This window comes from Qaidamihabitans albus (assembly GCF_016464705.1).
In the GTDB taxonomy this organism is placed as follows: Bacteria; Actinomycetota; Actinomycetes; order Mycobacteriales; family Pseudonocardiaceae; genus Qaidamihabitans; species Qaidamihabitans albus.
Window position 1 is genome coordinate 1 of record NZ_JAEHOB010000031.1, and the last position, 25,338, is coordinate 25,338.

Below are 25,338 nucleotides of genomic sequence, written 5' to 3' on the forward strand. Positions count from 1 at the left end.
CCAATCCCAAGATCGGATCCACCGTTAATCGGACACTCCCAACGTGCACCGCAGGGTCTGTCGGTGAATCGGTGTAAGCGGTTCTGACACGCCGGGTTGACCTGGCGGGAAGGATCGTTTGTGACCGAGATGATCGAGTCGATGGACTCGTTGACCACGGAGCAGCAGGAACTCGCGGCTGAACTGGTGGCCAGGGCTCGCGAGGAAGGTGTGGCGCTGACCGGGTTCGTCGGTGGGTTTTTCATGGTCTTGTGGCGAGGGGGTGTGGTTCTTCGGTCAGGGTGGCCAGGGCGGTCGCGACATCGGTGATGTCGGCTTTGACGTAGGTGCTGGTGGCGTCGTCGCGGGTGTCGGTGTGGCCGGCGTAGGCGTGTGTTGTGGCGAACCCGNTTGACGTAGGTGCTGGTGGCGTCGTCGCGGGTGTCGGTGTGGCCGGCGTAGGCGTGTGTTGTGGCGAACCCGAAGCTGTGTTCCACCCAGGTCAGGGTCGTGTGCCGGAGCCAGTGGGTGGAGATCTGCTGCGCATCGGCCCAGGGGAGGTATCGCTTGGCCCGGTCCCAGATGTGGTCGTAGCGGCGGCGGGTGATCGGTTCGCCGCGGGGTAGCGCCGCAATGGCCCGTCGGGGTCGGTGGCTCCGCGGGTGGCGGCGTGGGCGAGGAGGTGGCGCATGAGGGTGGGGGGAGACCGGTTGCCAGCGCACGGTCTCCGCCTTTTCCCGGAGGTAGATGAGGCATTGCTGGGGGTCGAGGTCGCGGGGCCGCAGCGCGAGGGCGCCGCCGCGGCGGCAGGCGGTTTCGATGTGCAGGCGCACCAGCAGGCTGTCGAGCTCGGGGTCATCGCCGGTGGTGCCCACGACCTCGTTGACCTCCTGCAGCCGGGCATCGGGTAAAGCACGGCGGGTGGAGGGCAGCCGACGGGGTTTGGTCACCCGCCGGGCCGGGTTGTCCCGTTCGCTGATCAGCCCGTCGTCCTCGGCGAACCGATACAAACATCGCATGGCGGCGACGAAGTTCTCCCCGGCGTTGCGGCCCCCGCGGGAGTTACGCCGCACCACGGCAGTGGACTTCACCGTCTCGGACAGGGCACGGATGTCGCTGGCGCCGACCTGGTCAAGCCTGCGGTGGCCCCACGCGGCCACGGCCTTCTTCCAGTAGGAGCCATAGGACCGCGCGGTACCCGGCGACACCAGGCCGGACACGACATCGATCCACTCGGTGATCGTCGGCATCGGCCGCCCTGGTGCCGCCGGCCCGTCGCTCCGGGTCAGCAGATCGGCGGGATCGACGCCCATCCGGGCCAGCAGCAGCCGTGCCGCCTCCATCTCGGCGGCACCGGCGGCAGAGTCGCTGGGGTGCGTCGTCATCGCTCATCACCGCCGGCCAAGCGGGCGTGGAACTGGGCGAGCATGGTTTCCACCGCCGCGGGGGAGTGCACGACCAGAACATCCTGATCGGGATCGGCGACGACAAGAACCCGGGCCCCGCCCGGCATCACGCAGCGAGACCGCACGGCGGCGGGCAGCACGACATACGGTTTCGCGGTCATCGCGAACACCCCATCCGGGCGCCGCTGAAACACCGCCGAGGTGCCGACGACGGCGACCAGAAGGTGATCACCCCGCGCCCAGCCCAGGACGCTGACCGCGGTGCGGTCTTGCACACGACCGGAGGAATCCACCAGCGCGGTGCCGAAATACAGACCCGAGCCCGACGGGAGCGGACCGAGCGTGGGCAGCGCCAGCGCCGCCGACGACACCGGCGCCGCCGGGCGCGACGCGTGCCGGGCGGAAGCGGGAACCCGAGGCGGCACCGACACCGGGGCGATCGCAGGACTCAAGACCGCCCACCCCCACGATGCTCACCAAGGGACAGAGGCAGCGCGACGGGCCCAGCTGACCACACCCGGGGACGCGCGAGAACGTTGCCCACCGTAGCGGGCCGGTGACGGACTGGTGCGGGAGATCTCCCGTGAATCTGTGTCCGAGGGCGGTCGTGTGCACTAACCACACGCCTGCGGCTGCCGGTGCCTCGCCAATGAGGTGGCTGAGTCAGGCATCGGGCTTGGTGTGGTGCTCGAGGCGTTCAGCGAGCCAGACTTTGATCACGGATTGGCGGGCGACGCCGAGTCGTCGGGCTTCGCGGTCGAGGGCGGCGATCATCCAGGCGGGGAAGTCGACGTTGACTCGGCGTTGTTCCTCGCCGGGCCGCGCGATCGAACTACTGGTCGAACTCTTCAGCCTTCATAGATCGCTAACGCCTCAACTCGAGTCCAGCGCATGGAGATGATCCGGATGTTGTCCTGCCGTCGGCTGTCCCTGGCCGACCGGGCCTGTCCGGCCCGGTCGACCGACCTGGCGGATGGGGTCGCGGTCACGCCGACCGGGCTCGGGCCGAGATCGGCGAGATGCCTTTGCTGTGACATGGACCTCGGACCAGCTAGCTAGGTCGTCAGCCCGGACTGGTAGGCGAAGACCACCAGTTGTGCGCGGTCGCGGGCGCCGAGCTTGGTCATGGCGCGGCCGACGTGCGTGCGGGCGGTCGCCGGGCTGATGAACAGCCGTTGCGCGATGTCGTCGTTGCTTAGCCCTTCGCCAACCAGGCCCAGGATCTCCCGCTCGCGCTCGGTGAGCGTGCCCAGTTGGGGGTGTGGTCTGACACTGCGTGCCGGTTGCTCGACGAAGGTGCGGATCAGCTTGCGGGTAATGCTGGGGGAGAGCAGCGCGCCACCGTCGGCGACCAGCCGGATGGCGTGGAGCAGTTCGGCCGGCTTGGTGTCTTTGAGCAGGAAACCGCTCGCCCCACTCTTGAGTGCGTCGAACACGTACTCGTCGATCTCGAACGTGGTCAGAACAACGATCTTGGTGTGGGCCAGCTGCGGGTCGGCGGTGACGCGGCGGGTGGCTTCGAGCCCGTCGATGCCGGGCATCCGGATGTCCATCAAGACGACGTCCGGCCGGAGCTCGCGGATCGTGGCCACGGCGGCGAGTCCGTCGGCGGCTTCCCCGGCGAAGCTGAGTCCGTCCTCGTTCTCGATCAGCGCGCGTAGGCCGAATCGCACCAGGTCCTGGTCGTCGACGACGACCACAGTGGTCACGTGGAATCTCCGATCGGGATCGAGGCTCGGACCTGGAAGCGGCCGTCGCCGGTCGGGCCCGCGGAGAACTCGCCTCCCAGCGCGGTGACCCGTTCGGTCATGCCGGTGATGCCGAAACCGGTGCGTTCGATGTTGCCGAGCCTGCCGGGCGATGGGTTGGAAACTTCGATGAGCACCGCGCCAGTATCGTAACCGACCCGCACGGTGGCAATCTTGCGCGCGCCGTGGCGGAGCACATTGGTCAGCGACTCCTGAACGATGCGGTAGCCGGCGAGTTCCACTGCGGGCGGGAGGTCCCGTGGTGTGCCGGTGGTGTCGACGTCGACCTGCAAGCCCGCCTCGGTCATCCGTTGCGTCAGATCGTTGATGCGGACGAGACCCGGGATCGGCGTCCTTGCGGCGTCCTGCTGCTGCCGGACGACGGCCAGCGTCGCCCGGACCTCGTCGAGCGCCTCTGTGCTGGTGCGGCTGATCTCGGTCAGTGCGTGCTCGGCCTGTTCAGGCTTCTTGGCGAGCAGGTGTAACGCGACTTCGGCCTGCATCTTGATCGCGGCCAGCCCGTGTCCGACCACGTCGTGGACCTCCTGCGCGATGCGCAGCCGCTCGTCGTAGACCCGTTCTCGCACAGCTTCCGCCTGTTCACGCTGCCTCGCGTCCCGGGTGAGGCGGACGGTGATGCCGATGGAGAACGGCACGGCGACCCACGCCGTGGCCGGGCCGAGACCGGCGAAGCCATCGATGGCCGCCTCATGAGTGAACAGGTGGACGAGCAGTGCGACCAGGGCCGCGAACGCCGGCGGGACCGACGTGGTGAGCGGCCTGCGGGAGGCGACGGTGTAGACGGCGACGACAAACGGGAAGAAGACCGGCCCGTACGGATAACCGAGCGCGAGGTAAGTCGCGGTCAAGACGGTGACCAGTGCCAGCGTGGCCAGCGGCCACCGGCGCCGGAAGGCGACAGCAACCACGCCGGCAACCACGAGGGCGATGGCCAGGGTATCGACCCGCCGGTCAACGCCGACGATGCTGTCGGTCGCCACCGTGCCCACCACGCCGACGACCCCGAGCACGCCGGCCAGCAAAAGATCGTGACGATGGGGCAGCAGTAGCTTCACGATGTCCACCTCACACGATGTCCCGGCGGTGCAGCAGCCATCCACCGCAGACACAGAATGCCACCAGGTAGGCGGCGACCACGACCGCCGCATGCCCAGCGCTCACGATCGCCGCAACACCCGGTGTCCGCGTGGACGCCCCCAACGCCGCGGCCAGCGCCGCGGCGTTGGGGCCCGGCAGCACCGTCTGCAGCTGGGCGATCCAACCCACCAGCGGCGCGGCGATCGCGGTGAGCAGGTTCTGCACGGCGAGCAGCCACACCAGGCCGAGACCGATGGGCACGGCGACGGAGTGCAGGCCGACGCCGAGCAGCATGCCGAGGCAGCCCCACATCGCGGTGACCAGCCACCCGACACCGACGCCCGCTGCCAGGTCCGCCAGCTCCGGCCAGGCCATCGGCTGTCCCTCCACACCGGCGATAACGGCGCTCGCCGTGGCTGCGATCGCGAGCAACGTCAGCACCGGCCAGCGCACCCGTTGCGACGGTGATCTGCTTTGCGCAGTACACGGCCATGCGCGACGGCTGCTGTGCCAGCACCGTCTTCCAGGTTTCGAAACCGTACTCGCTTCCGGCCACCAGCACCCCGAAGGTCAGCGCAAGGGCGCCGACGAACACCGGCAGCCCGCCGAGCACGCTGCCGACGAACTGCGCGGGCAGCATCGCCGCCAGGCCGCGGCCTGCGTCGGAGGGGGTGCCGGTGTAGCCGACGTGGGGGATGACGTAGGCGAAGGTCAGCGTCAGTAGCGCAGCGATGACCAGCAGCAGCCAGCTCGACGGCCGGCGGGCCTGCTTGACGATCTCCGCCCGGAGGTCAGTCAACACGGTGATCGCCCCCGGTGAGTTCGAGGAACGTCCGTTCCGGGTCGGGCTCGCGCCAGTGCAGCTCGCTCACCGCGACGTCGGCGCCGACCAGGGCGGTGTTGATGCGGGCGGCGTCGGCGGCGGCGATGTCCAGGTCGATCACGTCGCCGCCGACATGCACCAGGTCGGTGCCGAGCAGTCCGGCGAGGTGCTCGCGCGCCGCCGCCGTCGGGTGCGCGATGACCCGCAGCGTCCCGCCGCCGCACAGCTCGGCGACCGTGGTCTCGGTGACAAGCCGCCCGCCGTTGAGCACGCCGACCCGGTTGCAGACCTGCGCGACCTCGGTCAGCAGGTGGCTGGAAAACAGCACGGTGCAGCCGTCGACGGCCAACTTGCGGACGGTCGTTCGCATGTCGGCCATGCCCGCCGGGTCGAGGCCGTTGGTGGGCTCGTCGAGGACGAGTAGCTCGGGCTCCTTGAGCATGGCCGCGGCCAGTCCGAGCCGCTGCTTCATGCCGAGTGAGTAGGTGGTGTAGCGGTCCCGGCCCCGCTGGGCCAGGTCGACGAGTTCCAGCATGGCGTCTACCCCGCCGCGGTGGACGCCGGCATGGTTGGCCAACACACGCACGTTGGCCCGCCCTGACAGATACGGGTAGAAAGCGGGGCCTCCGATCAGTGCGCCGACCCGGTCCAGGCAGCCGGGGCCGGGCGGCCGGTCGGGCAGCCGCAAAGTGCCCGACGTGGGCCGGATCAGCCCGAGCAGCATGCGCAGGGTGCTGGTCTTGCCGGCGCCGTTCGGGCCGAGGAAGCCGTACACTTCGCCCGGCTGCACCGTGATGCTCAGCTCGTCGACGGCGAGGGTGCGGCCGTAGCGCTTGGTAAGAGAAGTGGTCTCGACGGGGATCATGGCGGTCACACTCCGATCGGGGTGCGGGCCGCCCGTTCGGCGCGCGGCTGCTGTGCGGTCCTGGCGACTTTCGGCCTGCGCCGGGTTCTGCCCCATGGCTTGAAGGTGGACAGCACGTAGGCGGTGATCAGCAGGGTGGGCGCGACGACGACCGGGAAGATCAGGTCGCTGGGCACCGCGGCGGTGGGGTCGCCGGCGAGTAGCCGCTCGCCGATGGTGGCGGCCTCGTCGACCCCGGGCCGCAGGGCGAAGAAGATCAGCGTGGACATGGCCACGTTGATCCCGAACTTCACGGCCACCCACCAGTACCGCAGCAGCCCGTACTTGCTGCCGAGGCCCAGCACCACGCCGCTGATCAGGCACAGCAGGCTCGCGCCGAACATTGGCCAGATGGCGAAGACGTCGATCGCCTGCAGTGCCACGCCGGCGACCTGCGGGGCGTCGGTCAGCATCGCGGTGGCCAGCGAGATGCCCAGCGCGATGTCCACACCGAACCACAATCCAGCCGACATGATGTGGACGACCAGGAACGCCTTGCGGGCACGCCCGCCCAGCCGGAACGGCCGTCGGGTGGGACTCGTGGTTGCCATGATCGGTTCCTCGCTGGTGAAGCTGCTCTCAACGGACGTCCCCATGGTCGGCCGTGGAGGCATCCCGGTCATCCGTCCAGCTGCTGATCTCTCGCGTACGTCGGGCTGCGTATCCCGGTCGGGTCGGCGTTGTCACCCTCGCGCCGCGACGTCCCGCTCCGCCGCAAGCGGCGGAGCGGGGCTGCAGGCGTCGGCGGTCAGTGCCGCGTCGAGACCAGCCGCGCGCCGAGCGCCTTCGCCGCGACGACCATCCCAGCGGCGGCCAGCACGATGTCCTTGAACACGTACTGGGCCTCCAGCGTCGGCGCCCCGGGGAACAGATCGGCGGCGAACAGGACCAGGGGCGACATGATCCCGATCAGCGACACGCCAAGCACCGCGAGCCCGGCCCGCAGCAGCTTGCCGGTCACGAGCGTGATGCCGACGAAACACTCCATGATCGCCGTGAGGATCAACGCCGCGGAACCGGGGACGATCCCCAGCGTCAGGGTCTCCACGGTGCGGGTCGCCAGCTCCGCCGCCGGGCTGAGACCCGGGATGAACTTCAGCGCCCCGAAGGCGAGAAACACCACGCCCAGGCTGGCCCGCAGGATAGGAATCGAGTATGTGGACAGCCATTGCGCGGCCGCACGCTGAGCCTGTTCGACGCGCCGTGCCGCGTCGACCGGTTTCCTCGTCGTGTATTGGAGAGTCATGGCCTGCTCCGATCCTTCGCGTCGTTCGGGACGTGACTCAGAGTCGTCCGAAAACAGCGCGAGATCGTCGGCCCCGCAACGGACTTGCCGCTACGCCAAGGCTCGTACCGCCGCACGTCAGCATCGGCTCTCGGACGTAGCAATGTCACCGGGCCCGACGAGCTCACGTCCGACGTGTTCGCGGTGGCGGCACCGACCGGATCATTCCGATGAGTGGCTGCGCGTCCTCGTCGAGCAGCGGGGCGATTTGCGATGGCGCGGCGCGGGGCGGCAGGTGAGTATTACGCCTCGTGGGTAAGAGTGTGGATGAACTGATCGCGGAGGCCGAGGTTGTCGACGTCAGCGGCTGGGATTTTTCCTGGCTCGACGGGCGGGCCACCGAGGAGCGACCGCCGTGGCGTTATCAGCGGTTGATGGGTGAGCGGATTGACCGTGCCCGGATGGCTCTGGACATTCAGACCGGGGGCGGCGAGGTCCTGGCGGGTGTTCCGCAGCGTGCGGCGGCGGCCATGGTCGCGACCGAGTCGTGGCCACCGAATGTCGCGCGCGCGCAGGAGAATCTGCGCGGCAAGGGCGTTGTCGTCGTCGCCGATGAGGATCAGCCGCCGCTGCCGTTTGCTGACGGTACCTTTGATCTGGTCACCAGTCGCCACCCGGTGCAGGCCTACTGGGACGAGATCGCTCGGGTCCTGGCACCGGGTGGTACCTATTTCTCCCAGCAGGTCGGTCCGGACAGTGGCCACGAGATCTATGACTTCTTTCTCGGTCCGCAGCCGCTGGGCAAGAGCGGCCGCGAGCCCGGGGTGGCGCGGCAGCAGGCCGAGCGGGCCGGCTTGGAAGTCGTCGACCTGCGGCTTGCGGAGCTCAAGATGGAGTTCTTCGATATCGGCGCGATGGTCTATTTTCTGCGCAAGGTGATCTGGTTCGTCCCGCACTTCACGGTCAAGAGGTACCGCGACCACCTGGCGGCTCTGCACGAGCAGATACTGCGGGACGGTTCGTTCGTCGCCTACTCCCGCCGTTTCCTGATCGAGGTGCGCAAACCCGCACAGCACGCGCGTCCACCATTCGAGCCGCGGGCGGTGGCGGTATCAGACGTGCTCAATGGCGGTGTAGTGGGTCCGGTCGATGGTGGGACGAGTACGGGGTGGCGTGACTGATCCTCGACAAATCCTCGGAGCCTGAAGAGGTCCCGGCCGGAGCGTGGCTCTGGCCGGACACACGGGAGGGATTAGCGACCTCGAGAAGGAGTTCATCCCGATCGCCATGCCGGTCTTATTCAGAACGCGCTGTCGATGAGCGTCTACGGCTCGCGACTGTGTGGACGTATGTTCACCTTCGCCTGATCGACGCGGACGCTCATGCGGTGACGGCGCACGTCAGGGAAACAGCACGACTAGCCCGACAACTGCATCTGGTTGGCGTCGATGCCACGCTGATCCTTGGGGCTGCGAGTGGTCGGTCCTTACTCTCGGCATCGTGCCCGACGGTCAACCATTTCCGCACTCTCGATACCGGCCAGAGACGTCCTCGTAGCCGCGCACCATGTCGGACAGGTCCTACGGCAGTTCACCCGCAACTTGCTGGGCGCAGCGCCGTTCGCGGCGAAACCGTACCCGCCGAGCCGCTGGCAGCGGTGGAGGTCTTGCCGAGTTGATGCCGCCGACGCCCGAGCCGGGGCTACTCTATTCCCTGGACTGACGTTGCTGGTGCGGGAGGCTGTGATGACCAAGGCGGGTTGCGTGAGTTCCTCTCCGTTGCGCTTCCGCCCGCGAGGGTGGATCGGTCACACCGCCGCAATGCTCACCCCGGTCTCCTCGGTTGCCGGCGCAGCCGCGCTGGAGCGGGACGCTTCCCGGCGCACCCACCGGCTGGTCGACGCGGCCCGTGACCGGTTCGCGCAGCGACGGCGGCCCACCCGCGCTCGGATGCGCGCGCTGATGGTCGGCCCCGGAGGCCGCCTGGCGTTCCACGACGTCCCAACTCCACCTCCTCCCGGGCCCACGGGCGCGCTGGTGCGGCCCCTGGCGATGGCCACCTGCGACCTGGACCGACCCCTGGCGCTGGGGCGGACCCCGTTTCCACTACCGCTGGCGCTGGGACATGAGTGCGTGGCCGAGGTGATGACCGTGGGGGCGCAGGTGGCGACGGTCCGGCCCGGAGATCGCGTGGTGGTGCCTTTCCAGATCAGCTGCGGTGCGTGCGGCGCGTGCCGGGCCGGGCTTACCGGCAACTGCACCGGCGTGCCACCGATCTCGATGTACGGGTTCGGCGTCGGTGGCGGCCATTGGGGCGGTGCGTTCGCCGAGCAGCTCGCCATACCCTTCGCCGATGCGATGCTGGTACCGCTGCCCGACGGGATCGACCCGGTCGCCGCGGCCAGCGTCGCGGACACCGTCTGCGATGGCTACCGGCACGTCGCCCCGCACCTGCCTGCGCTCCTGAAGCGGGACCCCGCCGCGGAGATCCTCATCATCGCGGGAACGGGCCGCCGCCCGGTGTTCAGCGCAAGCACACCGCTCTACGCCGGGCAGGTCGCTCGCGCACTCGGTGCGCGGCAAGTGACTCTTGTCGACAGCCGGCAGGCTGTCCGTGCGCACGCCGAACGGCTCGGTCTGCACACGCTGGCGCCCGGCGAGCTGCGCGGGCGCCCACCGGCGCCGCTGACGGTGGATCTCAGCGGGTCGCGGCGTGGACTGTGGACGGCACTGACCCACACCGCACCAGACGGGACCTGCAGCTGCGCGGGCATCCTGCACCGCTCGGTGCGCATCCCGACCGGGTTGATGTTCGCCCGCAACGCCACCCTTCACCTCGGACGCGCCCACACCCGTACACTCATCCCCGCGGTGCTCGAACTCATCACCGATGGACACCTACGCCCCCAGGACGTCACCACCAACGTCGCGCCATTCGACCAGTCGCCCACCGCACTGCGCGAGCACATCCTCGGCGACGACACCAAGACCGTCATCACCATCCCGTAAACGTTCCCGCCCGCGGTTGAAGGCACTCACGATGTCGTGGACATCGAACTGCGGTCGCTCACTATTCATTGCGCCACGCCATACCTATGAGGAGCTCCCGAGCTACGGGCCAACGGGCGACCCGGTCACAGTACAGACGAACGACACCCGGATCCTTCGTTGCGACCACGCTTACCGAGCCGGCTTGGCGAACGCCATCGTCGTCAGTGGTGACGTTCAGGCTGAGATCGTCAAGCTCAAGCAGACCTGCAGCTTGGCATGTCCGGCAGCGGGACGCTCGCGCGTTGGCTGCGCGAACAGCGTCTGCTCGACGAACTCCAGGTGCTGGTGCACCCGCCGGTCGTCGGCAAGGGCAAGAAGCTGTTCGAGAGCGGCGTGCAGGTGCCGCTGCGACTGCGACTGCTGTCGTCCGAGGCACTCGCCGCGGCCAGTACCTGGCTGAGCATCATCGCCGATGCGGCCGTAGCCGGCCACTCGGTAACAACGGCGATGCTCACCAGTGAGGAATCGGTGCAGATCGTGGCTCGGCCCCGTCCGACGTGGTATCTATTGCCAGTGCGTCAGCCGCTGTGCATCCTGGTCGCTCTGGTGAGCTCGTTGACACTCGTCGCGTGTGTCCCGGCCACTGGTCCCGAGTCGACGACAGCCGCGCCTTCGGCAAGTAACCCTGCGAGCGCGGGCAGTTCGTCCAGTGCAGAGCCGGCTTCGTATCGGGAGATCACCTTCGCGGCGCGAGACGCCGGGAGGCGGTCCGGTCGGCTATTCGGCACTGGGCGCGTGGCCATCGTGCTGTCGCATATGGGCAGCTCCGGAGCAAGCCAGGACGACTGGACCTCCTTCGCCGCGGAACTCGCGAAACACGGGCACCAAGCGCTCACCTACGCTCGCGCGGCCGACGCCGACCTGAACGACTTCGCAGACCACTGGCGGGATGTCCTGGGCGCGGCCACCTTCCTTCGGGACAACGGCGCGGAGGTCGTGATCGCCGTGGGCGCGAGTATTGGAGCGATGGCGTCGCTCTACGCCGCCGAGCAGCCAACCAACGGGATCAACGCCGTCATCTGGCTTGCCGGGGTGCAGCAGGCCGAGAGCTACGAGTTCACCGAGGTAGACGTCTCCTCGGTTCGCTGCCCCATCCTGTTCATCTCCGGGGAGGCGGATGCCTACGGCGGCGCGAAGTCGGCCCGCCAGCTCCACGCGTGGGCACCCGCCGGAGAACTCCTCATCATCGACAGCGGCCGGCACGGAACCGACATCCTCGCTGAGGACGGCCCAAACGCCGGCACGCTAAGGCGAACCATGCTCGAGTTCGTGGAACGGGCAGCAGGCCAGAAAGCCACCTGCTGAGGGGAACGGCGCCGCGCGGCTCGCCCCCAGAGCGGCGCGGCCGAGTGTGTCCAGCGCGATGCCCCGCAGATGATTCAGGCTCGGGACGGCGAAGGCCTCTCCGCGCCCTGCCGCCTCGGCGAGTGCGTCGTCGACCGCCGCGAGGGCCGTATCCGGACGGCCGAGCTTCAGCAGAACCTCCGCCCGCAACCCGCTGTGAAATGGCGCCAAGATCCGCTGTTCGTGGCGATGCAGTTGGGTCAGCCCGCGCTCGATTACGGCGAGACCGGCTTCCAGTTCGCCGTCCGCGGCGCGTGCCCAGCCCTGCGGGATGGCGGCGTGCGCCCGTAGTAGCGGGAACCCGTGTTCGTCCGCGATGCTGATGGCCTTCCCGGCCGCGGCCGTGGTAAGGGCGGTGTCGCGGCCCAGTACCGCAAGACGGGCGTGGAAGCTGTGCGCGAGCGCCAGTGCGTAGGGCTCGGCCAGCTCGTGCGCCGCGCGCAGGGCGGCATCAATCCGCTGCCACGCACCCTCGCGGTCGCCTACCAGGTACGCCGCCAATGCGTCAAAGCAGGACGCCAGCACATCGGGGCGTGCACTCGCCGGCGGGTCGTGCAGCACCGTGCTGTCCTGTGCATGCAGGGCAGAAACATTCGATGGCGGAGTTGGTCAGCTCGCGTAGGTAGTGGCCTTTCCAGTAGCGGCGCTGGGCGTGGCCCTGCAGTCGTTCGTCCATCCGCTGGAGTTCGAGGTAGCTCAGCTCCCGGACGCGATCGGCGTGCCTGCCGCGCGCAGGGCGGGAGCCAGATGGCGGCCGACGTCCGGGTCGCCGACCCACACGTAGCCGATGCCGGCCAGCGGCCGATTGCGGAACTCAGTCGGCAGGAACGACCAGTCGCCGGCGGTCCCCAGCCACGCGGTGAACGTCGCCTCCCGCGGGCCGTCTGTGCGAGCTCAGCCAACATGTCGCCCTCCTTCCCGACCGGGCTGGTTTCACGCTTGTTTGCACAGCTAGGAGTTGGCCCCACAATCGCTAGGAGTGCCTGTAGCGTCCGGTGGTCTCCGGGAAATGCCGCGTGCTGGCCACTGATCATCCAAAGTATCCCAGAACGCGCATCGGTGGTTCGCGGCGAGGTCGGTGTCGCCGATGTAGGTGGTCGAGAACGAACGACCGATGCCCGGGCGGTAGCTGGTCCATGCTCGGCCCGGCTCTCCGGTGCGGGTGAAGGTAGTCCAGTGCTCGATCAGAGTTTCGGCCAGGCGGGCCTTTGGCTCGGGCATCGGTTCTGGGTTCGTCCAGTAGCTGTCGAAGAAGTACGGCACGTCGACGCCGTGCTCGGCACCGTGCGGGAAGCCCCCGGTGGTCTCGATGCTCGGTTCGGTGAACTCGTAGGCGAACAACGGGGCCCGGCGGGCCAGCAGGTTGTCGAAGATCAACTGGCGGCAGGCGCCGGCGGCTTGCCCCTCGTCGGTGAGCACGGTGGCCAGCGCGATGCTCGGCGAGTTGTAGCGGGTATGCGGGTACTCGGCGAGCACCTCGTCGGCGTGCTCGCCGTACAGCTCGCGGATCAGCCGGAGGTATTCGGTGGCGGTGATCAGACCCAGACCCAGGTTGTATCGGTCGACGATGAAGGTCCGCATCTCGTCCCGGGTTCCACCGGCGATCATCGGCACGATGTTGCCGATCCCGGTCCGCACCGCCGTCATCGGCTGCAGCGGGATCGGCGCGGTGCCGGCGACCGGCATCCAGGGCAGGTTCGTGATGCGGCGGGTGAGGCGGACCTCCTGGAACTTCACTGACGCGATCTCGCGAGCCGGGATACGGCGCAGGCACGCTACGACCGGGTGGGTGTTTGCGCAGCCGAGTTCCTCGACCGCGACCTGGGCGCGCCGCCTGGCCTCCCAGCTGGTAACGAAGTCGTTTCCGCACGGGCCGCTTTGGGTGATGGCCTTGTCGAACAGTCCGCGCGCGGCCGGTGATGCGATCTGGGCGCACACGCTGTAGGCCCCTGCGGACTCCCCCCACAAAGTGATATTGCCCGGATCCCCGCCGAACGCCGCGATGTCGCGGCGCACCCAGCGTAACGCGGCCTGCTGGTCAGCGATACCGACGTTGCCGGCCCACCTGTCACCCAGCGTGGGGTGATGCAGGAACCCGAGTGCCCCGAGTCGGTAGTTGAGGGTCACCACGATCACTCCACCCTGACGGGTGACACGTCGCGGGTCGTAGGCGCCACCGTCGCCGTTACCGAGACCACCACCATGAATGAACACCATGACCGGCATCGGCGCTTCCGCGTCGCGGGGTATGTGCACGTTTAAGTACAGGCAGTCCTCGCTGCCATAGAACGTGGGACCGGAGTCGGACAGGTAGGTCTGCGCGCAGCCCGACGCGGGCCGGGTGGCCGCTAGGATTCCTGTCCATGGCGTGACCGGCCGCGAAGCACGGAATCGAAGCCTGCCCACCGGCGGCGCGGCATACGGGATCCCCTGGAAGATGCGGTGGTCCGCCGTCACCCTGCCGCGAACCCATCCGTCGGTCGTGCGCACCAGTGCCGGACCCGATCCCACTGAAGCTGCGGCGGGTGCCGGCACAGTCGTGATGCCGGCGACGACAAACAAGGCAGCGGCGCCCACGACGAGCAGGCGATGTCTGAAGGTGGACAACATGGTGTTCATGGGTAGCTGGGTCCTCTCTGCGCAGCGTGCCGTTAGAGCGCGCGAGAACCGCACAACCGGCGCGCCCCTGTTCTTCGCATCGTTCGATACAGTGGCCCGGCCAGCTAGGAACCGCCTTGCGGATCGCTAGTACTTCGCCCGCGCAACCTGTGCCTGCTGACGCGCGCACGCAGCCCGGATCCGTGAAATACCCCTTATCGACGCACGAAGATGAAAGAATGCTCATGCCACCCAGAATCACCGGTGTTCGACACTCCGATCCTCGTAACTGGATTCCTCAGGCGGTACGGCCGTTGGCCCCGGCCGCGCCCTCCGTGACCGGCTGTCAACGGCGCCTACCCTGGCGGCAGGCGCGTTCGTCATTGTCACACCACACCTGATCATGCTGTGCGTGTTGATCGCAGGCGCCTGTTCGTGCCCCTCCCCGACACTGCGGAACCGCCCGCCGAGAGCCTTGCCGGGTCCTGCGAGATACTGGAGAAGATCACCGAGACTGCGTTCGCCGCGTCGTTTTCCGCAGGGACGCGTCGCTGGCCGGCACTGGACGATGTGCCCCGACCGCCGCGGAGAACGCCGAGCTCGGCGAGCTGGCCGCGAAACTCGCCTCATCCTCGGGTGAAGGTCACATGTGTGACCCCGCTGGGTGAGGAGGTGGCCTCGACCTTGTAGTCCTTCTCGAGGCCCTCCAGTCCGTCCCAGAGGCGGACGCCTCGGCCCAGCAGGATCGGGACCACCACCGTGTGCATGTGGTCGACGAGTCCGGCAGCGAGGAAGTCGCGGACCATGGTGGGACCCCCGCCGATGCGTACGTCCTGGCCGTCCGCAGCCTCGCGGGCGGTGTTGAGTGCCTCGGCAGGCGAGGCGTCGATGAAGTGGAACGTCGTGCCGCCTTCCATCTCGATCGACGGGCGCGGGTGGTGGGTGAGGATGAAGGTCGGTGTGTGGAATGGCGGGTTGGGACCCCACGCGCCCTTCCAGTCCGGGTCCTCGTGCCATCCGGGGTGGCCGAACTTCCCGGCGCCCATGATCTCGGCGCCGATCCCCGGGTCGTGCTGCTGCGCGAAGGCGTCGTCGATGCCGCCGCTACCGCCGGGCTGCCACCACCGGGTGCCGAACATCCATCGGTGCAGCCTGTCCTCGGCGTGACCGAAATGTGCGTTGCGGCTCTGCCCCTCACCGGTGCCGAAGCCGTCGAGTGAGATGGAAAAGTTGTGGACGCGGGCGAGTGCCATGGCTGGTGCTCCTTCGGTAGGTCGTTGGAATGCTCATGTACGGATGGACCCACCGGAGCCGAAAAACTCATCGGGGAGACAGCGCATCAGCGATGTCCATCCAGTTAGGCGGTGTCTGGGATGTAGGTGAGGTTGAGCACGCCGGTTTTGGATGTCTCGGACTGACCAGCTTCAGCGGGTGGGTGGCGGTGTCTTCGAAAAATCGCTGGCCCTGGCCAGAGATGACGGTGGTGTTGTTCCAGTCGGCCTTCTCCAGCGTGCTGGACACGACGTATTTGCGGATGTTGTTGAAGTACACGGCGAGGTCCGGATCGTCGGTCGACGTCGTCCAGTACTCGGACCATTCCTCGTATGGCTTGCGGCCCATCAAAAACGCCCATGCGGTCGCCATGCCCGTGCCGATCGAGGCGCCCATCTGGTCGTCGAAGTACGAGCAATGCCACGCATTCGGTGCTTCCACCACGCCGTCGAGGGAGATGAAGAAGTTCGAGACGATCTTGCCCATGCTCTGCTCCGTTGCGCTTGTGATGGACTTGCTGCTTGACGAGTAGACAGGTCCAGCAACTGGAGTGTCGCCTGGCTTGCTAGGAGGTTGTCAAACGAGCGCTAGGAATCCAGCCCAGCGCGCGACTACCTTGTACGTGTGCGGCCCGCGTGGCCTCCCCGGCTCGGCGCGGCCGAGGCATCCAGAGCTGCCGCTCGTAGGTGGTGCAGTCCGGGGATGGTGAGTCGCTCTCGTGCTTACCCGCTTCGATGAGCACGTCGTCGAGTGCAGCGAGTGCGGTCTCAGTGCGGACGTGGACACCGTGGTGGCCAACTGGGACGTGGCCAGCTACTACCGGCAGCTGGTGCGCAACATGTCGGACGCGCAGCTGGACAACGGGATGGTCCCCGACATCGCACCGGAGTACACGGTGCTCTCCGGGGGTTTCCGGGATGACCCGAACTGGGGCGGCGCGATCATCATGGCGCCGTGGAAGATGTTCGACAACTACGGCGACATCGATGCGATGCGCGAGAACTACCCGGCGATGCGGCGGTAGATGGACTACCTCGCCGGCAAGGCGCGGAATCATCTTCTCGACTACGGCCTCGGAGATTGGTGTGCCTTCGACCGGAGCACACTGGTCGCGATCCCGGCGACGACCGCCTTCGTGTGCCCTGCTCGATTCGCTCGGTGACGCGGGCAAGGCCGACGTGGTCCTCGACATGGTGAAGAACCCGACCGGTCCTAGCTACGCGCACATGGTGGAAAGCGGTGAAGACCACGCTGTGGGAGTTCTGGGACGGCAGGGGAGTGCGCAACCACTTCATAATGGGAGCGATCGACGACTGGATGTACCGCTACCTCGGAGGGATCCACCCCAGTAGCCTGGCTTCCGTGAGTTCCCTGTAGAGCCGCTGACATCGGCCGAACTCGACGAGGCCAAGGCCGAGTGGCCTCGCCGCATGGCACCATCACCAGCCACTGGCGCCGCACGGACGACGCGCTACTGCTGAACGTCGAGGTGCCGGTGAACACCACGGCCACCATCTCTCGGTTCCGCTTCGCGACGGCAGCAACCCGACCGCGACGGCCGGCGCGGAGTTCCTCCGCATCGAGGACGGCCGGGCGCTGTACCGGGTGCGTTCCGACAGCTGGCGGTTCGCGACGGCCTGACGTTTGGTGCCGAAGGCGGCCTTGGGCACCGCACAGGAACCCAAGGCCACCTTCGGTCCGCTGTCCACCCGCCTATCGGCCGTGCCGACGTGTCGAGGCCACCCTGGGTGGCACATCGTGGCCAAGGTGGCCTTCGGTCCGCACGGCCGCGCGTGCCCCCGGCGTGCCGTGCGTTACACACGTGCCCCCGCGTGCCGCGCCCGAGGCCAGGAGCGCCCCGTCACTCCCGGTACGCTTCGATCTCCATCACGCGCGCGTAGTCACCGTCGTTCGCGGAGTGGACGACGAGCCGAACGGCGTCCGTGGTCACAGGGGTGAACGTCGTGCTGATCAGACCCTGGGTGTTGTCCCGGACCTCGGCCACCGTGCGCCAAGCGTCGCCGTCGCGCACCTGCACGTCGAAGTCCTTGATGCCGAAGCGGGAAGCAGGGAACCGTGCCGAGTCGAGTGTGTAGACGTCGACGCGCCCGACCTGCTGCTCGCAAGCCATCCGCGCCGTGACCCAGTCCGGGAACGCGTGAATGGTGTTGTCGTTCCAGCCGTCGCCCACGCCCCAGTTGGTGGAATCGGTCGTCCCGTTGACGACGCTCGGCGCGCTGTGGCTGTTGTGCGTCGAGGATGCGCTCACCTGGGCCCCGCGCACGAGGTTGTCGCCCACCGCTAACCGTACCGACACGCTCTGCCCCTGGAAGCCGGCGGTCAGGGTGCCACTGGAGACCGTGGATCCCGGCTCCCTGTGCACGTCAACGGGGATGGTGACGGCGTCGCGGCCGTCCACCTCGACATGAGTTGTCGACCCGTTGGCTGCGATGCCGTCGCTGCCCTCGAGCTCCAGCGGTCCGGAGATGGGTCGCGGGCCGAAGTTGTGGATCGCGACGTTCACGCGGTGCGGCTGGCAGCCTGCCAGGCTCGCCGTGGCAGGCGCCGCGGTCATCGCCACGGTGTCGCCCACTGCCACCCCATCGGGAGCGTGCGTGAGGCGGACGGTCTGCACCCGGTACGGCGTGAGTGCCACCGGCCCGAGCAGGCCGGACGGCTGCGCCGAGCCATGCTCGTTCGCATTGGTGTTGGTGACGCGCACGGTGATGCGGTTGGTGCCGGCGCGCAGAGCGTCCGTGACATCGACGCGGTACGGCTTCCACAGCAGCCGGCCCATCTTCGTGCCGTTAACGGTCACCTCGGCGACATCACGGACGGCGCCAAGGTGCAGCCTGAGCTTGTTCCCCTCGGCGACGTCGGCTGCCGACAGCTCGAATTCCTTCTGGTACACGGCACTGCCCGAGTAGTGCGGATCCAGGTCGGTCCACGACCCCGGTTCCCGATCGGTCCACTCCGCATCCGCACGGTCGAAGCGGAACCGCCAGTCGCCTTCGAGCGGGATCGGTGCCAGTTCGTCATCGACGTGAGCGACACCCCGGTAGTAGCGGCCGCCCGCGGCCCCGAGGATCGGGTGATCGCCGGAATCCGGGATCTCCACCTCCGCCTCGAGTGTCGAAGCGTCGACCTGACGCAGCGCGCGCGGTTCGGCCGTCGAGTGCAGCAGGTGTGGGTCGCTGCGCGCCTCGCCGCTTGCTCCCTCGAAGGAGACGGCCTGAACCTCATGCGGCTCGAGGCGCAGCGAAACGGTCACGGCTCGCCCTCCGCGAGCGACGTTGTAGTGCAGGGCCTGCTCACTCGATCCGTCTTCCGGGTCCCACAGCCTTGGTGTGCCCGACGCGGGGAAGGTCGCCGCCGTGTCGACGCGTTCCTCGCCCTCGTTCATTACGAGGAAGACCTGCTGGCCTCCGCGCTTCGTGCGTAGCACCCGGACGTCGGAGTCGGCAGGGGCGAGCTCGGCCGCCGCAACGTCGGCCTCGTCGGCCGCTCGCTGCAGTGCGGCGGCGTCGGCGACGAACACCGTCTTTCCCGCGCCGGTCGGTTCGGTGTGCGGTTCGGGGCTTGCGGGGTCGATGCCGAACAAATCGGTCAGCACCTTGCGAAGCTCGGCGTCCTTGCCACTGGTCTCCTCGGTCGGCAACTCGCCCATGGCGACGACGGTGCCTCCCTCGCGCACGAGCTCGGACAGGCGTTGCGCCGATTCCAGGCTGAATGTCGGCGATGGCGGAAGCACGACGAACCGGTAAGCCTGAGGTCCGATATGCAGCGCACCTTCGCGGGGTACCGCCTGCCGTCGCATCTCGGCGTCGCCGTCGAGGTTGCTGTCCGGCAACGTGTCGAGATCGACCTGTACGTCCTCGAGTGCGGTGACGGCCCGCTCGAAGCCGGAGTCGATCGGGCCCGCAGCCGGGGTGCCTGCCCACGCTTCGGATGCACGTTGCGGATGGATCACCGCCGTGGGAGCGACGGCACGCCCGAGTGCCGCTTCCATGACGCGCCCGGTCCAGGTGGTAGCCCCGTCGACGGCGGACCACCAGCTGTTCTCGGGCTGGAACGGCGGCGGGTGGATGACTTTGGAAGGGTCCGCCCAGTAGGCGTGGAAGATACTGAAGTTGACGCCGCGTACGGCCATGTATCCGTTGACGAACCGGGTGAGTTCCGGGGTCACGCCCCAACCGTAGGCGCCGAGCACCTCGGCGCCGATACGCTCCCGCCCCATCTGGTGGCCCGAGCTCGCCGGATACCGCGGGATCACCGATTGCTTTCCGGGGAGAACCTGGTTGAACACCGCATCGGCGCCGGGGACCTGAAACCACTGGTCGTTCTTGTAGGTGTCGCCCCACCGCAGCGCACTCGTCGGTCCGAAGTGGTCGGAGTAGGGGTTTGACATCAGTGCGACGTCGTGCTCCTTCGCCCATTTCCCCGAGAGGCGGTAGTAGTTGGCCAACCCGTCGGAGACGGCGTGCTCATACGCGCCCTTGGCGATGCGGCCGGCGCGCCCATGGTCTCCGAACAACGCGGGCAGCACCTGTGCCGGCTTCTTGCCTTCTTCTGCGAGCTCGCCGGGCAGCACATCCGACCACGCCGTTCGCCCCCACTCGCGGGGGTTCGCCGGCTCGTCGTCCCAGAAGCCGCGCAGGACCGTGCCGAAGGCTTCCGGAAAACGCCGGTAGTACTCACCGTGGATCACATCGAGGTACCGGGTGACGGCCTCGGGATTCATCAGGTCGAGGTAGTTGTTGTAGAGCCCGGTCATGCTGAGGTGGTGGCGCCGGTAGTACTCGAGCTGGAACCGGCCTTCTGGCGCGTCCCACTGCTCGCCCTTGCGGAACCGCTCGGTGAGGTCGACGACGCCGCCGAGATCCGGCGTGCCGTCGCGGATCGGGAGGGCGGAGACGGCGACGACGTCCTCTGGCTGTACTCCGCCGCCGGAGAACCTCGTCGTGTCGAAGGCATCGACCGCCGCCGCGTCGTCGAAGGTCTCCTCGTACAGGACCGTCCCCGCGCCGCTGGTGATGCGCATGTCGTCGAAGTCCGCGGCCTGATCCGCCACGACACGAGGTCCGGCCGTTCCCGCACTCCACGTGTCGTCGTCAGCCGTCGCGACCACATCGCCGTTTACCGACGCTTCGACCGTGCTGCCCGCCACCCGGATCCGGACGCGCCGTTCGGCTGCCGGGTCGATGCCGGTCGCTTGCCCGGTCCCGATCTTGGTGAGTCCGGTGCCCTGCTTGCGGTAGATGTTGACCACGCCGCCGCGACCGTGGTCGATGAGGTAGCCGTTCTCGTCGCCGGTCGAGCGCACGACGAAGCCCCCAGCGCCGCGGCGGATCGTCAGGTCGTACTCGACGGCGTAGTCGCGCCACTCATGGCCCTCGGTCAGTCGTGCCTCGCCGCCGCCTGCGGCCGCTCCGGCATCCACACGCAGTACGCCGTCCTGCACCCGGAATCCCGGTACGCCGATCGCGGCGTTGAGTGAGAGATCGATGGGGCCGGGACCGGCCACCTCCTTCGATGTCAGCCGGGTGAGCTCCTGTGGCCGCAGCTGTGGCTGTGGTTCGTAAACCCGGTCGCCGACCCGCCCGCCGCGCAGGACGAGGCTCGCCGCACGGCCACTGGGGAAGTAGTCGTCGTTGAACAGCCACAAGTGCATGTCGTGGCGCCGCGCCTCGTCGAGCGTGTGGCCGATGATGTCGAACCATGCCTCCGAGAAGAACTGGGGTTCGAGCTCCCGATCGTCGCCGCGGGGAAAGATGACCGCCTCATGGAAGCCCTCGTCACGCATCGCCGCGAGTTGCCGGTCGATGAGCTCCGGCGTCATCTTGCCGTTCCAGAACCACAGCAGGGTGGGGCGGCTGCTGGACGGCGGGCTCGCGAACCGCTCGGCGTCGAGCTTCGATTCCCCGGGTGAATCCGCGCTCGTTGTGACGGGAGTCGTCTCGGTCTCGCCGGCCGCGGCTCCGGCCGGCTGGACACCGCCTGCCAAACCGCCGAGGAGCAAGACGACGAGCACGACCCTGCCGGCCGCTGCCTTGCGCGCCCTCGCGTTCGACCTGGTGAGTGGCAGTGGCATGGTCGGCTCCCGATGTGCTGGTTGTCAGTCTCCGGACCAGTCGGCGCGCTGATACGTATCAATCTGATCGGATCGAACGGTACGTGCGGTGCCACGGCGGGCACAACGGAACTGACCGATGCCGGACAAGGAAGAACTTCTGCCGTGCACGTGACCAGCGACCGTTGAAAGGAACGTTTACCTCCCTGGCCGGAACCGTACGTGTACTTGACCTGCTGGAATCGCTGTTAGATCGTGAACCGATTCATTCTCAGGCTGGCGCGGTCTGGCACTCGAAGGGAGAACCCCCGACGTCGTGAGCAAGCCCCGCTCGGTCGGCGCCGTGCTCACCGTGCTGGTGTCGTTGGTTGTCGTGGCCCGTCGCCGGCATGGCGGTCCCGTCCACGATGGCGTCCACGACCGACCAGACCGCCCGGGAACGGTTCTCGATACCACGAGCGGACAGCAGGCCGACTGTGCTGTGGTTCTGGAACGGCACGGTCAAGCCCGACCTCGTCGAGTGCCAGCTCGCCGATCTCCGCCGGCAGGGGGCGTCGAGGAGGCGATCGTCTTCCGCTATTCGACAACGTGCTCCTCGGCTACCACAACCGCAGCCGGATCATCGACAACGCCCATCGCGGCGTGTCGGTCGCCGGCGCTCGCGTCGTCCTGGTCGACGGCCGGGTCGCCGCGACCTGGAACGTCAAGGCCGGCACCGTGATCGTCACTCCGCTGCGACCCGTCTCCGGAGCCGACCACACCACCGTCGCCGAGCAGGGATGGGAACTGGCGTCCTTCCTCTCCGACAACGACAGCCAGCGTGTACAGATCGCCGTGTCTCCTCGTTGAGCCGATCCCGCGTCGTCATCCCCGGTAAGGGGTGGACCCCAATAGCGCGCCCATACCAACTCGTTCAGCACAGGGCGAAATTCAGGGGTGATCTGACGAGCGCACCTTCGGCGGGCACACGACGAGGCCATGATGTGCGGTGCTTCCCGCGAGCTGTGCGGTCACCTTGACGAACCGTGCCGTCAGGCGAATGTGTCGGTCCAGCCAGGGCCCGTGATCCTGCCTGGATGTCGCCGCGTCATTGGTAGCGGTGCGGATTCGTTGTACTGATGCAGCCAGGCGAACGCGCGCTCGACGACCCAGCGAACGCTGCCGAGTCCGGCGTCTGGGCGGTGTTCTTGCGCGCGATACGCAGGGTGATTGATTACCTGCTCTCGCCAGGACTCGCGGTGAAGCTGCCGGTCGGTGAGTACTGTTCACGCTTTGGAGCCACGGCCCGCCGTGCGTGATGCGAGGCACTGGCCATTGGGGGTACGGTCAGTCCCCGATGTCGTTGCTGGTTTTCGCCGTCTTTGGTGCGCTTTTCGTGCTGGTCGCTGTGGTCATTGCGCGCGCATTTCCGGTCGGGGATCCTGAAGACTTTCTGGTTGCGGGGCGGTCGCTTCCCTTCGGGATCATCAGCGCGAGCGTGATGATCTCGTGGATCTGGACGACGACGCTGTTGGGGGCGGCCGAGGCGGGCTACTTGTTCGGTATCGGCGGAGGATTCGCTTTCGCCATCGGATCGGTGGTGCCGTTCTTCGTGTTCATCCCGCTGGCGCTGCGTCTGCGCCGCCTCATGCCGTACGGCACCACGTTCTTGGAGTTCGTTCGTGAGCGCTACGGTGTTGGGCTGCAGCGCGGGTTGCTCGTTCTGACCATCCTGCTCGCCCTGTACATCAGTGGCGAGCAGATAATCGGCATCAGCTACGCGTTGTCCGCCAGCTACCAGATTCCCTACGCGGCCGTGGCGATGATCTCGACCCTGATTGTGGTCCTGTACCTGACCATTGCCGGCCTGCGCGGTTCTGTACTCAACGACGTCATCCAGTTCTTCGTGATCGCCATCGTGGTCTTCGTGTTGCTGCCCGTTGTCGCAACCAACATCGGTATCGGGAACATCTACGAGGGTCTCGCCCAGGTCGCAGGGAACCCGGACAATGAGCTGTACAACCCCGACGCGCTTACCCTGCTGGCTCCCGCGGCTATTCGCTATTGCCTCATCGCGCTTGTGATCAGCATGGGTTTCGTGCTGCTCAACCAGGGCTACTACTCGAAGGCTCGTGCTGCGATCAGCAGCAAGTCGCTGCTGGCCGCTTACCTCCTCGGCACTGTTATCGCATGGGCACCGGTCCCGATCCTGTTCGGGGTCGTGCTCGGTGGGGGTGGGCTGGCGCAGGGGATGACCACCGGCGAGGAACTGCGCGTCACCACGGACGTGGCCTCCGCCGTGTTCACCCAGGCGCTGCCCACCGGCGGCGCACTGGCATTCTCTCTGATGGTGTTCATGGCCGGCATGACCACCGCGGGCAACGCCCTCGCCGGGTTTCAGGCCCTGGTGACGGTCGATCTACGACGAAGTCTTCCAGCGGGTAGATGGCTCCTGTCCTCACCGACCCGCTTTGCCCGTCTCAGCACGTTGGTCTTCGGCGTTGTTGTTGCGATCTTCGCGATAGTCCTCCAGGGGGCGTCCCTGCTCTACATCGACATCCTCAGCGGAATCATCTTCTCCACCCCGATCGCCGCGTTGGTCCTCGGTCTGCTTTGGCGTCGACCATCCACACCGGTCGCTGCCGTGTCCATCGTGCTGGGGCTGCTCGGCGGGATCGGTACCTATCTTGCCGTGGACGATCCGAATCTGGACTATTTCTACGGCAACGTCGTGTCTCTCGGCTTGCCCTTCCTCGTCGTAGTGGTGGGCACGGTGCTGTCGAAACGTGACTACGACTTCGACGAACTCAAGGAGTACCGGAGTCCGACGGCCGAAGCTCGCTCTGGGCCAGATCCCGACGCTGAGGGGCTGTGACGATGGGACCGGAAGTGTTCGCCGTCCTCGTGTGGACGGTCTTTGCTGTCGGATGGGCCGGGGTCTTGGTGATCGCCGTCGCCGTCATCCGCGAGCTCGCCCTGCTCGTCATCACCAAGCGGCGCGCAGGTGGCTCTGCTGCCGATACCGTGCAGCACCGACCGGGCGAAGAGCATGGTGGCGAGCGATCATGATTCCGTTTGATGACGCTCGGCGTCTGGCGGTGCTGGTCATTGATATGCAGCGCGATAACGTCGAACCCAGCGGCGCCATCCCGGCGCAAGGCGCCCAACAGATCGTCGCTCCCATCGTTGACACGCTCGCCCAGGCGCGGCTCGCGAAGGTTCCGGTGATCTTCACGCAGCACCTGCACCGCAAGGGCACCGACCTCCCGCCGGACTTCGGCATCGCCCACTACTTCGAGCCCCCCAGCTGCGTGGAGGGCAGTACCGGAGGCGAACTCATCGACCCGCTGGAAGCCAGCAACCCCGACCTGGTGGTGACGAAGCGCCGCTACGATGCCTTCTTCAACACCGACCTCGACCTGCTCCTGCGTAACCACGACATCACCGGTCTGCTGGTATGCGGTGTTCTTACCGATGGATGTGTCCTTGCAACCGTCAGCCACGCCCGCAGTCTGGACTATCGCGTCTGGCTACTCCGAGACTGCCTGGCCGGAACGACCGAAGAGAAGCACGGCGCAGCACTGGAAGTCATGCGAACGTACATGGCCGACGTTACCGACCACACCGCGGCCGTCGCCGAACTGCGCAGGCGACGCGATCAAACTGGTGCGACTACGCGAGCGCCCACCACGCCTCAGTGAAGATCTTGGTAGGCCTCGGACAGGACCCATCTCCATCCTGCTGTGTTGCGCAACCGAAGTGCTCTCCAACTTCGTCGGAGAGAACCGACGCTCTGCGCCTACGTGGGGTCTGTCAGATGAACGGTGGATCTGATCTTGGTG

General features: G+C 67.5%; 22 protein-coding genes and 3 pseudogenes. 10 read left to right on the forward strand and 15 right to left on the reverse strand.

Features of this window, described 5'->3' with window-relative positions:
- Positions 1–241: 241 nt before the first annotated feature.
- The 6 genes and pseudogenes from JAP66_RS33395 to JAP66_RS32570 all read right to left on the reverse strand — a co-directional run bounded on the left by JAP66_RS33395 (position 242) and on the right by JAP66_RS32570 (position 4,684).
- Positions 242–1,364 (reverse strand): annotated as a pseudogene (locus JAP66_RS33395) (tyrosine-type recombinase/integrase).
- Positions 1,361–1,837, reverse strand: coding sequence for a hypothetical protein (locus JAP66_RS31020; protein ID WP_235999784.1), 477 nt, complete (start codon positions 1,835–1,837; stop codon positions 1,361–1,363). Before JAP66_RS31020 ends, JAP66_RS33395 begins: the two are co-directional and overlap by 4 nt.
- Positions 1,838–2,048: 211 nt before the next feature.
- On the reverse strand, positions 2,049–2,237 hold the full coding sequence (gene brnA / locus JAP66_RS33400; RefSeq protein ID WP_372449028.1) for a type II toxin-antitoxin system BrnA family antitoxin: 189 nt from the start codon (positions 2,235–2,237) through the stop codon (positions 2,049–2,051).
- A gap of 203 nt (positions 2,238–2,440) precedes the next feature.
- Positions 2,441–3,094, reverse strand: coding sequence for a response regulator (locus tag JAP66_RS31025; protein ID WP_199435439.1), 654 nt, complete (start codon positions 3,092–3,094; stop codon positions 2,441–2,443).
- The gene (locus JAP66_RS31030) at positions 3,091–4,209 is read right to left on the reverse strand and encodes a sensor histidine kinase (RefSeq protein ID WP_307849793.1); all 1,119 of its coding nucleotides are present in this window, start codon (positions 4,207–4,209) and stop codon (positions 3,091–3,093) included. The genes JAP66_RS31025 and JAP66_RS31030 overlap by 4 nt, the downstream gene beginning before the upstream one ends.
- A 10-nt stretch (positions 4,210–4,219) precedes the next feature.
- Entirely contained in the window at positions 4,220–4,684 is a 465-nt protein-coding gene (locus JAP66_RS32570; protein WP_235999786.1) for a hypothetical protein, read from the reverse strand.
- An 11-nt stretch (positions 4,685–4,695) separates the two neighbouring features.
- Here JAP66_RS32570 and JAP66_RS32575 point away from each other — a divergent pair, with 11 nt between their 5' ends.
- Complete coding sequence (locus JAP66_RS32575) at positions 4,696–4,914, forward strand: hypothetical protein (protein ID WP_235999787.1); 219 nt, start codon at positions 4,696–4,698, stop codon at positions 4,912–4,914.
- Between the two features lie 108 nt (positions 4,915–5,022).
- Here the strand turns inward: JAP66_RS32575 and JAP66_RS31040 are convergent, their stop codons facing one another.
- From JAP66_RS31040 to JAP66_RS31050, 3 genes are all read right to left on the reverse strand, one after another.
- Entirely contained in the window at positions 5,023–5,919 is an 897-nt protein-coding gene (locus tag JAP66_RS31040) for an ABC transporter ATP-binding protein (protein ID WP_199435441.1), read from the reverse strand.
- A 5-nt stretch (positions 5,920–5,924) separates the two neighbouring features.
- A complete protein-coding gene (locus JAP66_RS31045; protein ID WP_199435442.1) occupies positions 5,925–6,509 on the reverse strand; it encodes a hypothetical protein in 585 nt (194 codons plus the stop codon).
- 197 nt (positions 6,510–6,706) lie between these two features.
- Positions 6,707–7,204: a hypothetical protein gene (locus JAP66_RS31050; protein WP_199435443.1), complete on the reverse strand. Its 498-nt coding sequence runs from the start codon at positions 7,202–7,204 to the stop codon at positions 6,707–6,709.
- A gap of 302 nt (positions 7,205–7,506) precedes the next feature.
- Between JAP66_RS31050 and JAP66_RS31055 the strand changes: the two genes are divergently transcribed.
- From JAP66_RS31055 to JAP66_RS31065, 3 genes are all read left to right on the forward strand, one after another.
- Positions 7,507–8,364, forward strand: coding sequence for a class I SAM-dependent methyltransferase (locus JAP66_RS31055; RefSeq protein ID WP_307849794.1), 858 nt, complete (start codon positions 7,507–7,509; stop codon positions 8,362–8,364).
- A gap of 639 nt (positions 8,365–9,003) precedes the next feature.
- Entirely contained in the window at positions 9,004–10,191 is a 1,188-nt protein-coding gene (locus tag JAP66_RS31060; RefSeq protein ID WP_199435445.1) for a zinc-dependent alcohol dehydrogenase, read from the forward strand.
- A 258-nt stretch (positions 10,192–10,449) separates the two neighbouring features.
- A complete protein-coding gene (locus JAP66_RS31065) occupies positions 10,450–11,538 on the forward strand; it encodes a dihydrofolate reductase family protein (protein WP_199435446.1) in 1,089 nt (362 codons plus the stop codon).
- Here JAP66_RS31065 and JAP66_RS31070 read toward each other — a convergent pair.
- From JAP66_RS31070 to JAP66_RS31085, 4 genes are all read right to left on the reverse strand, one after another.
- The gene (locus JAP66_RS31070; protein ID WP_199435447.1) at positions 11,479–12,138 is read right to left on the reverse strand and encodes a hypothetical protein; all 660 of its coding nucleotides are present in this window, start codon (positions 12,136–12,138) and stop codon (positions 11,479–11,481) included. The two genes, JAP66_RS31065 and JAP66_RS31070, sit on opposite strands and share 60 nt — an antisense overlap.
- Positions 12,139–12,528: 390 nt before the next feature.
- On the reverse strand, positions 12,529–14,196 hold the full coding sequence (locus JAP66_RS31075; RefSeq protein ID WP_199435448.1) for a carboxylesterase/lipase family protein: 1,668 nt from the start codon (positions 14,194–14,196) through the stop codon (positions 12,529–12,531).
- Positions 14,197–14,801: 605 nt separating this feature from the next.
- Positions 14,802–15,428, reverse strand: coding sequence for a dihydrofolate reductase family protein (locus JAP66_RS31080; RefSeq protein WP_199435449.1), 627 nt, complete (start codon positions 15,426–15,428; stop codon positions 14,802–14,804).
- Positions 15,429–15,495: 67 nt separating this feature from the next.
- Entirely contained in the window at positions 15,496–15,933 is a 438-nt protein-coding gene (locus JAP66_RS31085; protein ID WP_235999788.1) for a dihydrofolate reductase family protein, read from the reverse strand.
- A 232-nt stretch (positions 15,934–16,165) separates the two neighbouring features.
- On the opposite strand from JAP66_RS31085, the gene JAP66_RS32580 reads away from it, so the two are divergent.
- Together JAP66_RS32580 and JAP66_RS33405 are read left to right on the forward strand one after the other, a co-directional pair.
- Positions 16,166–16,471, forward strand: coding sequence for an alpha-L-rhamnosidase-related protein (locus tag JAP66_RS32580; protein ID WP_199435450.1), 306 nt, complete (start codon positions 16,166–16,168; stop codon positions 16,469–16,471).
- A 393-nt stretch (positions 16,472–16,864) separates the two neighbouring features.
- A pseudogene (locus JAP66_RS33405) lies at positions 16,865–16,951 on the forward strand (alpha-L-rhamnosidase C-terminal domain-containing protein); the annotation flags it as partial.
- Between the two features lie 357 nt (positions 16,952–17,308).
- Here the strand turns inward: JAP66_RS33405 and JAP66_RS31095 are convergent.
- Complete coding sequence (locus JAP66_RS31095) at positions 17,309–21,538, reverse strand: glycosylhydrolase-like jelly roll fold domain-containing protein (RefSeq protein ID WP_199435451.1); 4,230 nt, start codon at positions 21,536–21,538, stop codon at positions 17,309–17,311.
- Positions 21,539–21,772: 234 nt separating this feature from the next.
- Between JAP66_RS31095 and JAP66_RS33410 the strand changes: the two genes are divergently transcribed.
- Positions 21,773–22,366: a DNA glycosylase AlkZ-like family protein gene (locus JAP66_RS33410; protein WP_372449027.1), complete on the forward strand. Its 594-nt coding sequence runs from the start codon at positions 21,773–21,775 to the stop codon at positions 22,364–22,366.
- A gap of 263 nt (positions 22,367–22,629) precedes the next feature.
- On the opposite strand, the pseudogene JAP66_RS33415 reads toward JAP66_RS33410, so the two are convergent.
- Positions 22,630–22,727, reverse strand: a pseudogene (locus tag JAP66_RS33415) (IS5/IS1182 family transposase); the annotation flags it as partial.
- 126 nt (positions 22,728–22,853) lie between these two features.
- Between JAP66_RS33415 and JAP66_RS31105 the strand changes: the two are divergent.
- From JAP66_RS31105 to JAP66_RS31115, 3 genes are read left to right on the forward strand one after another with little or no spacing between them, the layout of a single operon-like run.
- Complete coding sequence (locus tag JAP66_RS31105) at positions 22,854–24,371, forward strand: sodium:solute symporter family transporter (RefSeq protein ID WP_199435452.1); 1,518 nt, start codon at positions 22,854–22,856, stop codon at positions 24,369–24,371.
- Positions 24,368–24,565: a hypothetical protein gene (locus tag JAP66_RS31110; protein WP_199435453.1), complete on the forward strand. Its 198-nt coding sequence runs from the start codon at positions 24,368–24,370 to the stop codon at positions 24,563–24,565. Before JAP66_RS31105 ends, JAP66_RS31110 begins: the two co-directional genes overlap by 4 nt.
- On the forward strand, positions 24,562–25,197 hold the full coding sequence (locus tag JAP66_RS31115) for a cysteine hydrolase family protein (RefSeq protein WP_199435454.1): 636 nt from the start codon (positions 24,562–24,564) through the stop codon (positions 25,195–25,197). Before JAP66_RS31110 ends, JAP66_RS31115 begins: the two co-directional genes overlap by 4 nt.
- The last annotated feature ends 141 nt before the right edge of the window (positions 25,198–25,338 follow it).

Bases quoted from the DNA above. Each gene is read 5' to 3' on its own strand.
- JAP66_RS31040 (WP_199435441.1), bottom strand. From the start codon at position 5,919: ATGATCCCCGTCGAGACCACTTCTCTTACCAAGCGCTACGGCCGCACC.
- JAP66_RS31045 (WP_199435442.1), bottom strand. From the start codon at position 6,509: ATGGCAACCACGAGTCCCACCCGACGGCCGTTCCGGCTGGGCGGGCGT.
- JAP66_RS31050 (WP_199435443.1), bottom strand. From the start codon at position 7,204: ATGACTCTCCAATACACGACGAGGAAACCGGTCGACGCGGCACGGCGC.
- JAP66_RS31060 (WP_199435445.1), top strand. From the start codon at position 9,004: ATGCTCACCCCGGTCTCCTCGGTTGCCGGCGCAGCCGCGCTGGAGCGG.
- JAP66_RS31065 (WP_199435446.1), top strand. From the start codon at position 10,450: ATGTCCGGCAGCGGGACGCTCGCGCGTTGGCTGCGCGAACAGCGTCTG.
- JAP66_RS31075 (WP_199435448.1), bottom strand. From the start codon at position 14,196: ATGAACACCATGTTGTCCACCTTCAGACATCGCCTGCTCGTCGTGGGC.
- JAP66_RS31080 (WP_199435449.1), bottom strand. From the start codon at position 15,428: ATGGCACTCGCCCGCGTCCACAACTTTTCCATCTCACTCGACGGCTTC.
- JAP66_RS31085 (WP_235999788.1), bottom strand. From the start codon at position 15,933: ATGGGCAAGATCGTCTCGAACTTCTTCATCTCCCTCGACGGCGTGGTG.
- JAP66_RS31095 (WP_199435451.1), bottom strand. From the start codon at position 21,538: ATGCCACTGCCACTCACCAGGTCGAACGCGAGGGCGCGCAAGGCAGCG.
- JAP66_RS31105 (WP_199435452.1), top strand. From the start codon at position 22,854: ATGTCGTTGCTGGTTTTCGCCGTCTTTGGTGCGCTTTTCGTGCTGGTC.
- JAP66_RS31115 (WP_199435454.1), top strand. From the start codon at position 24,562: ATGATTCCGTTTGATGACGCTCGGCGTCTGGCGGTGCTGGTCATTGAT.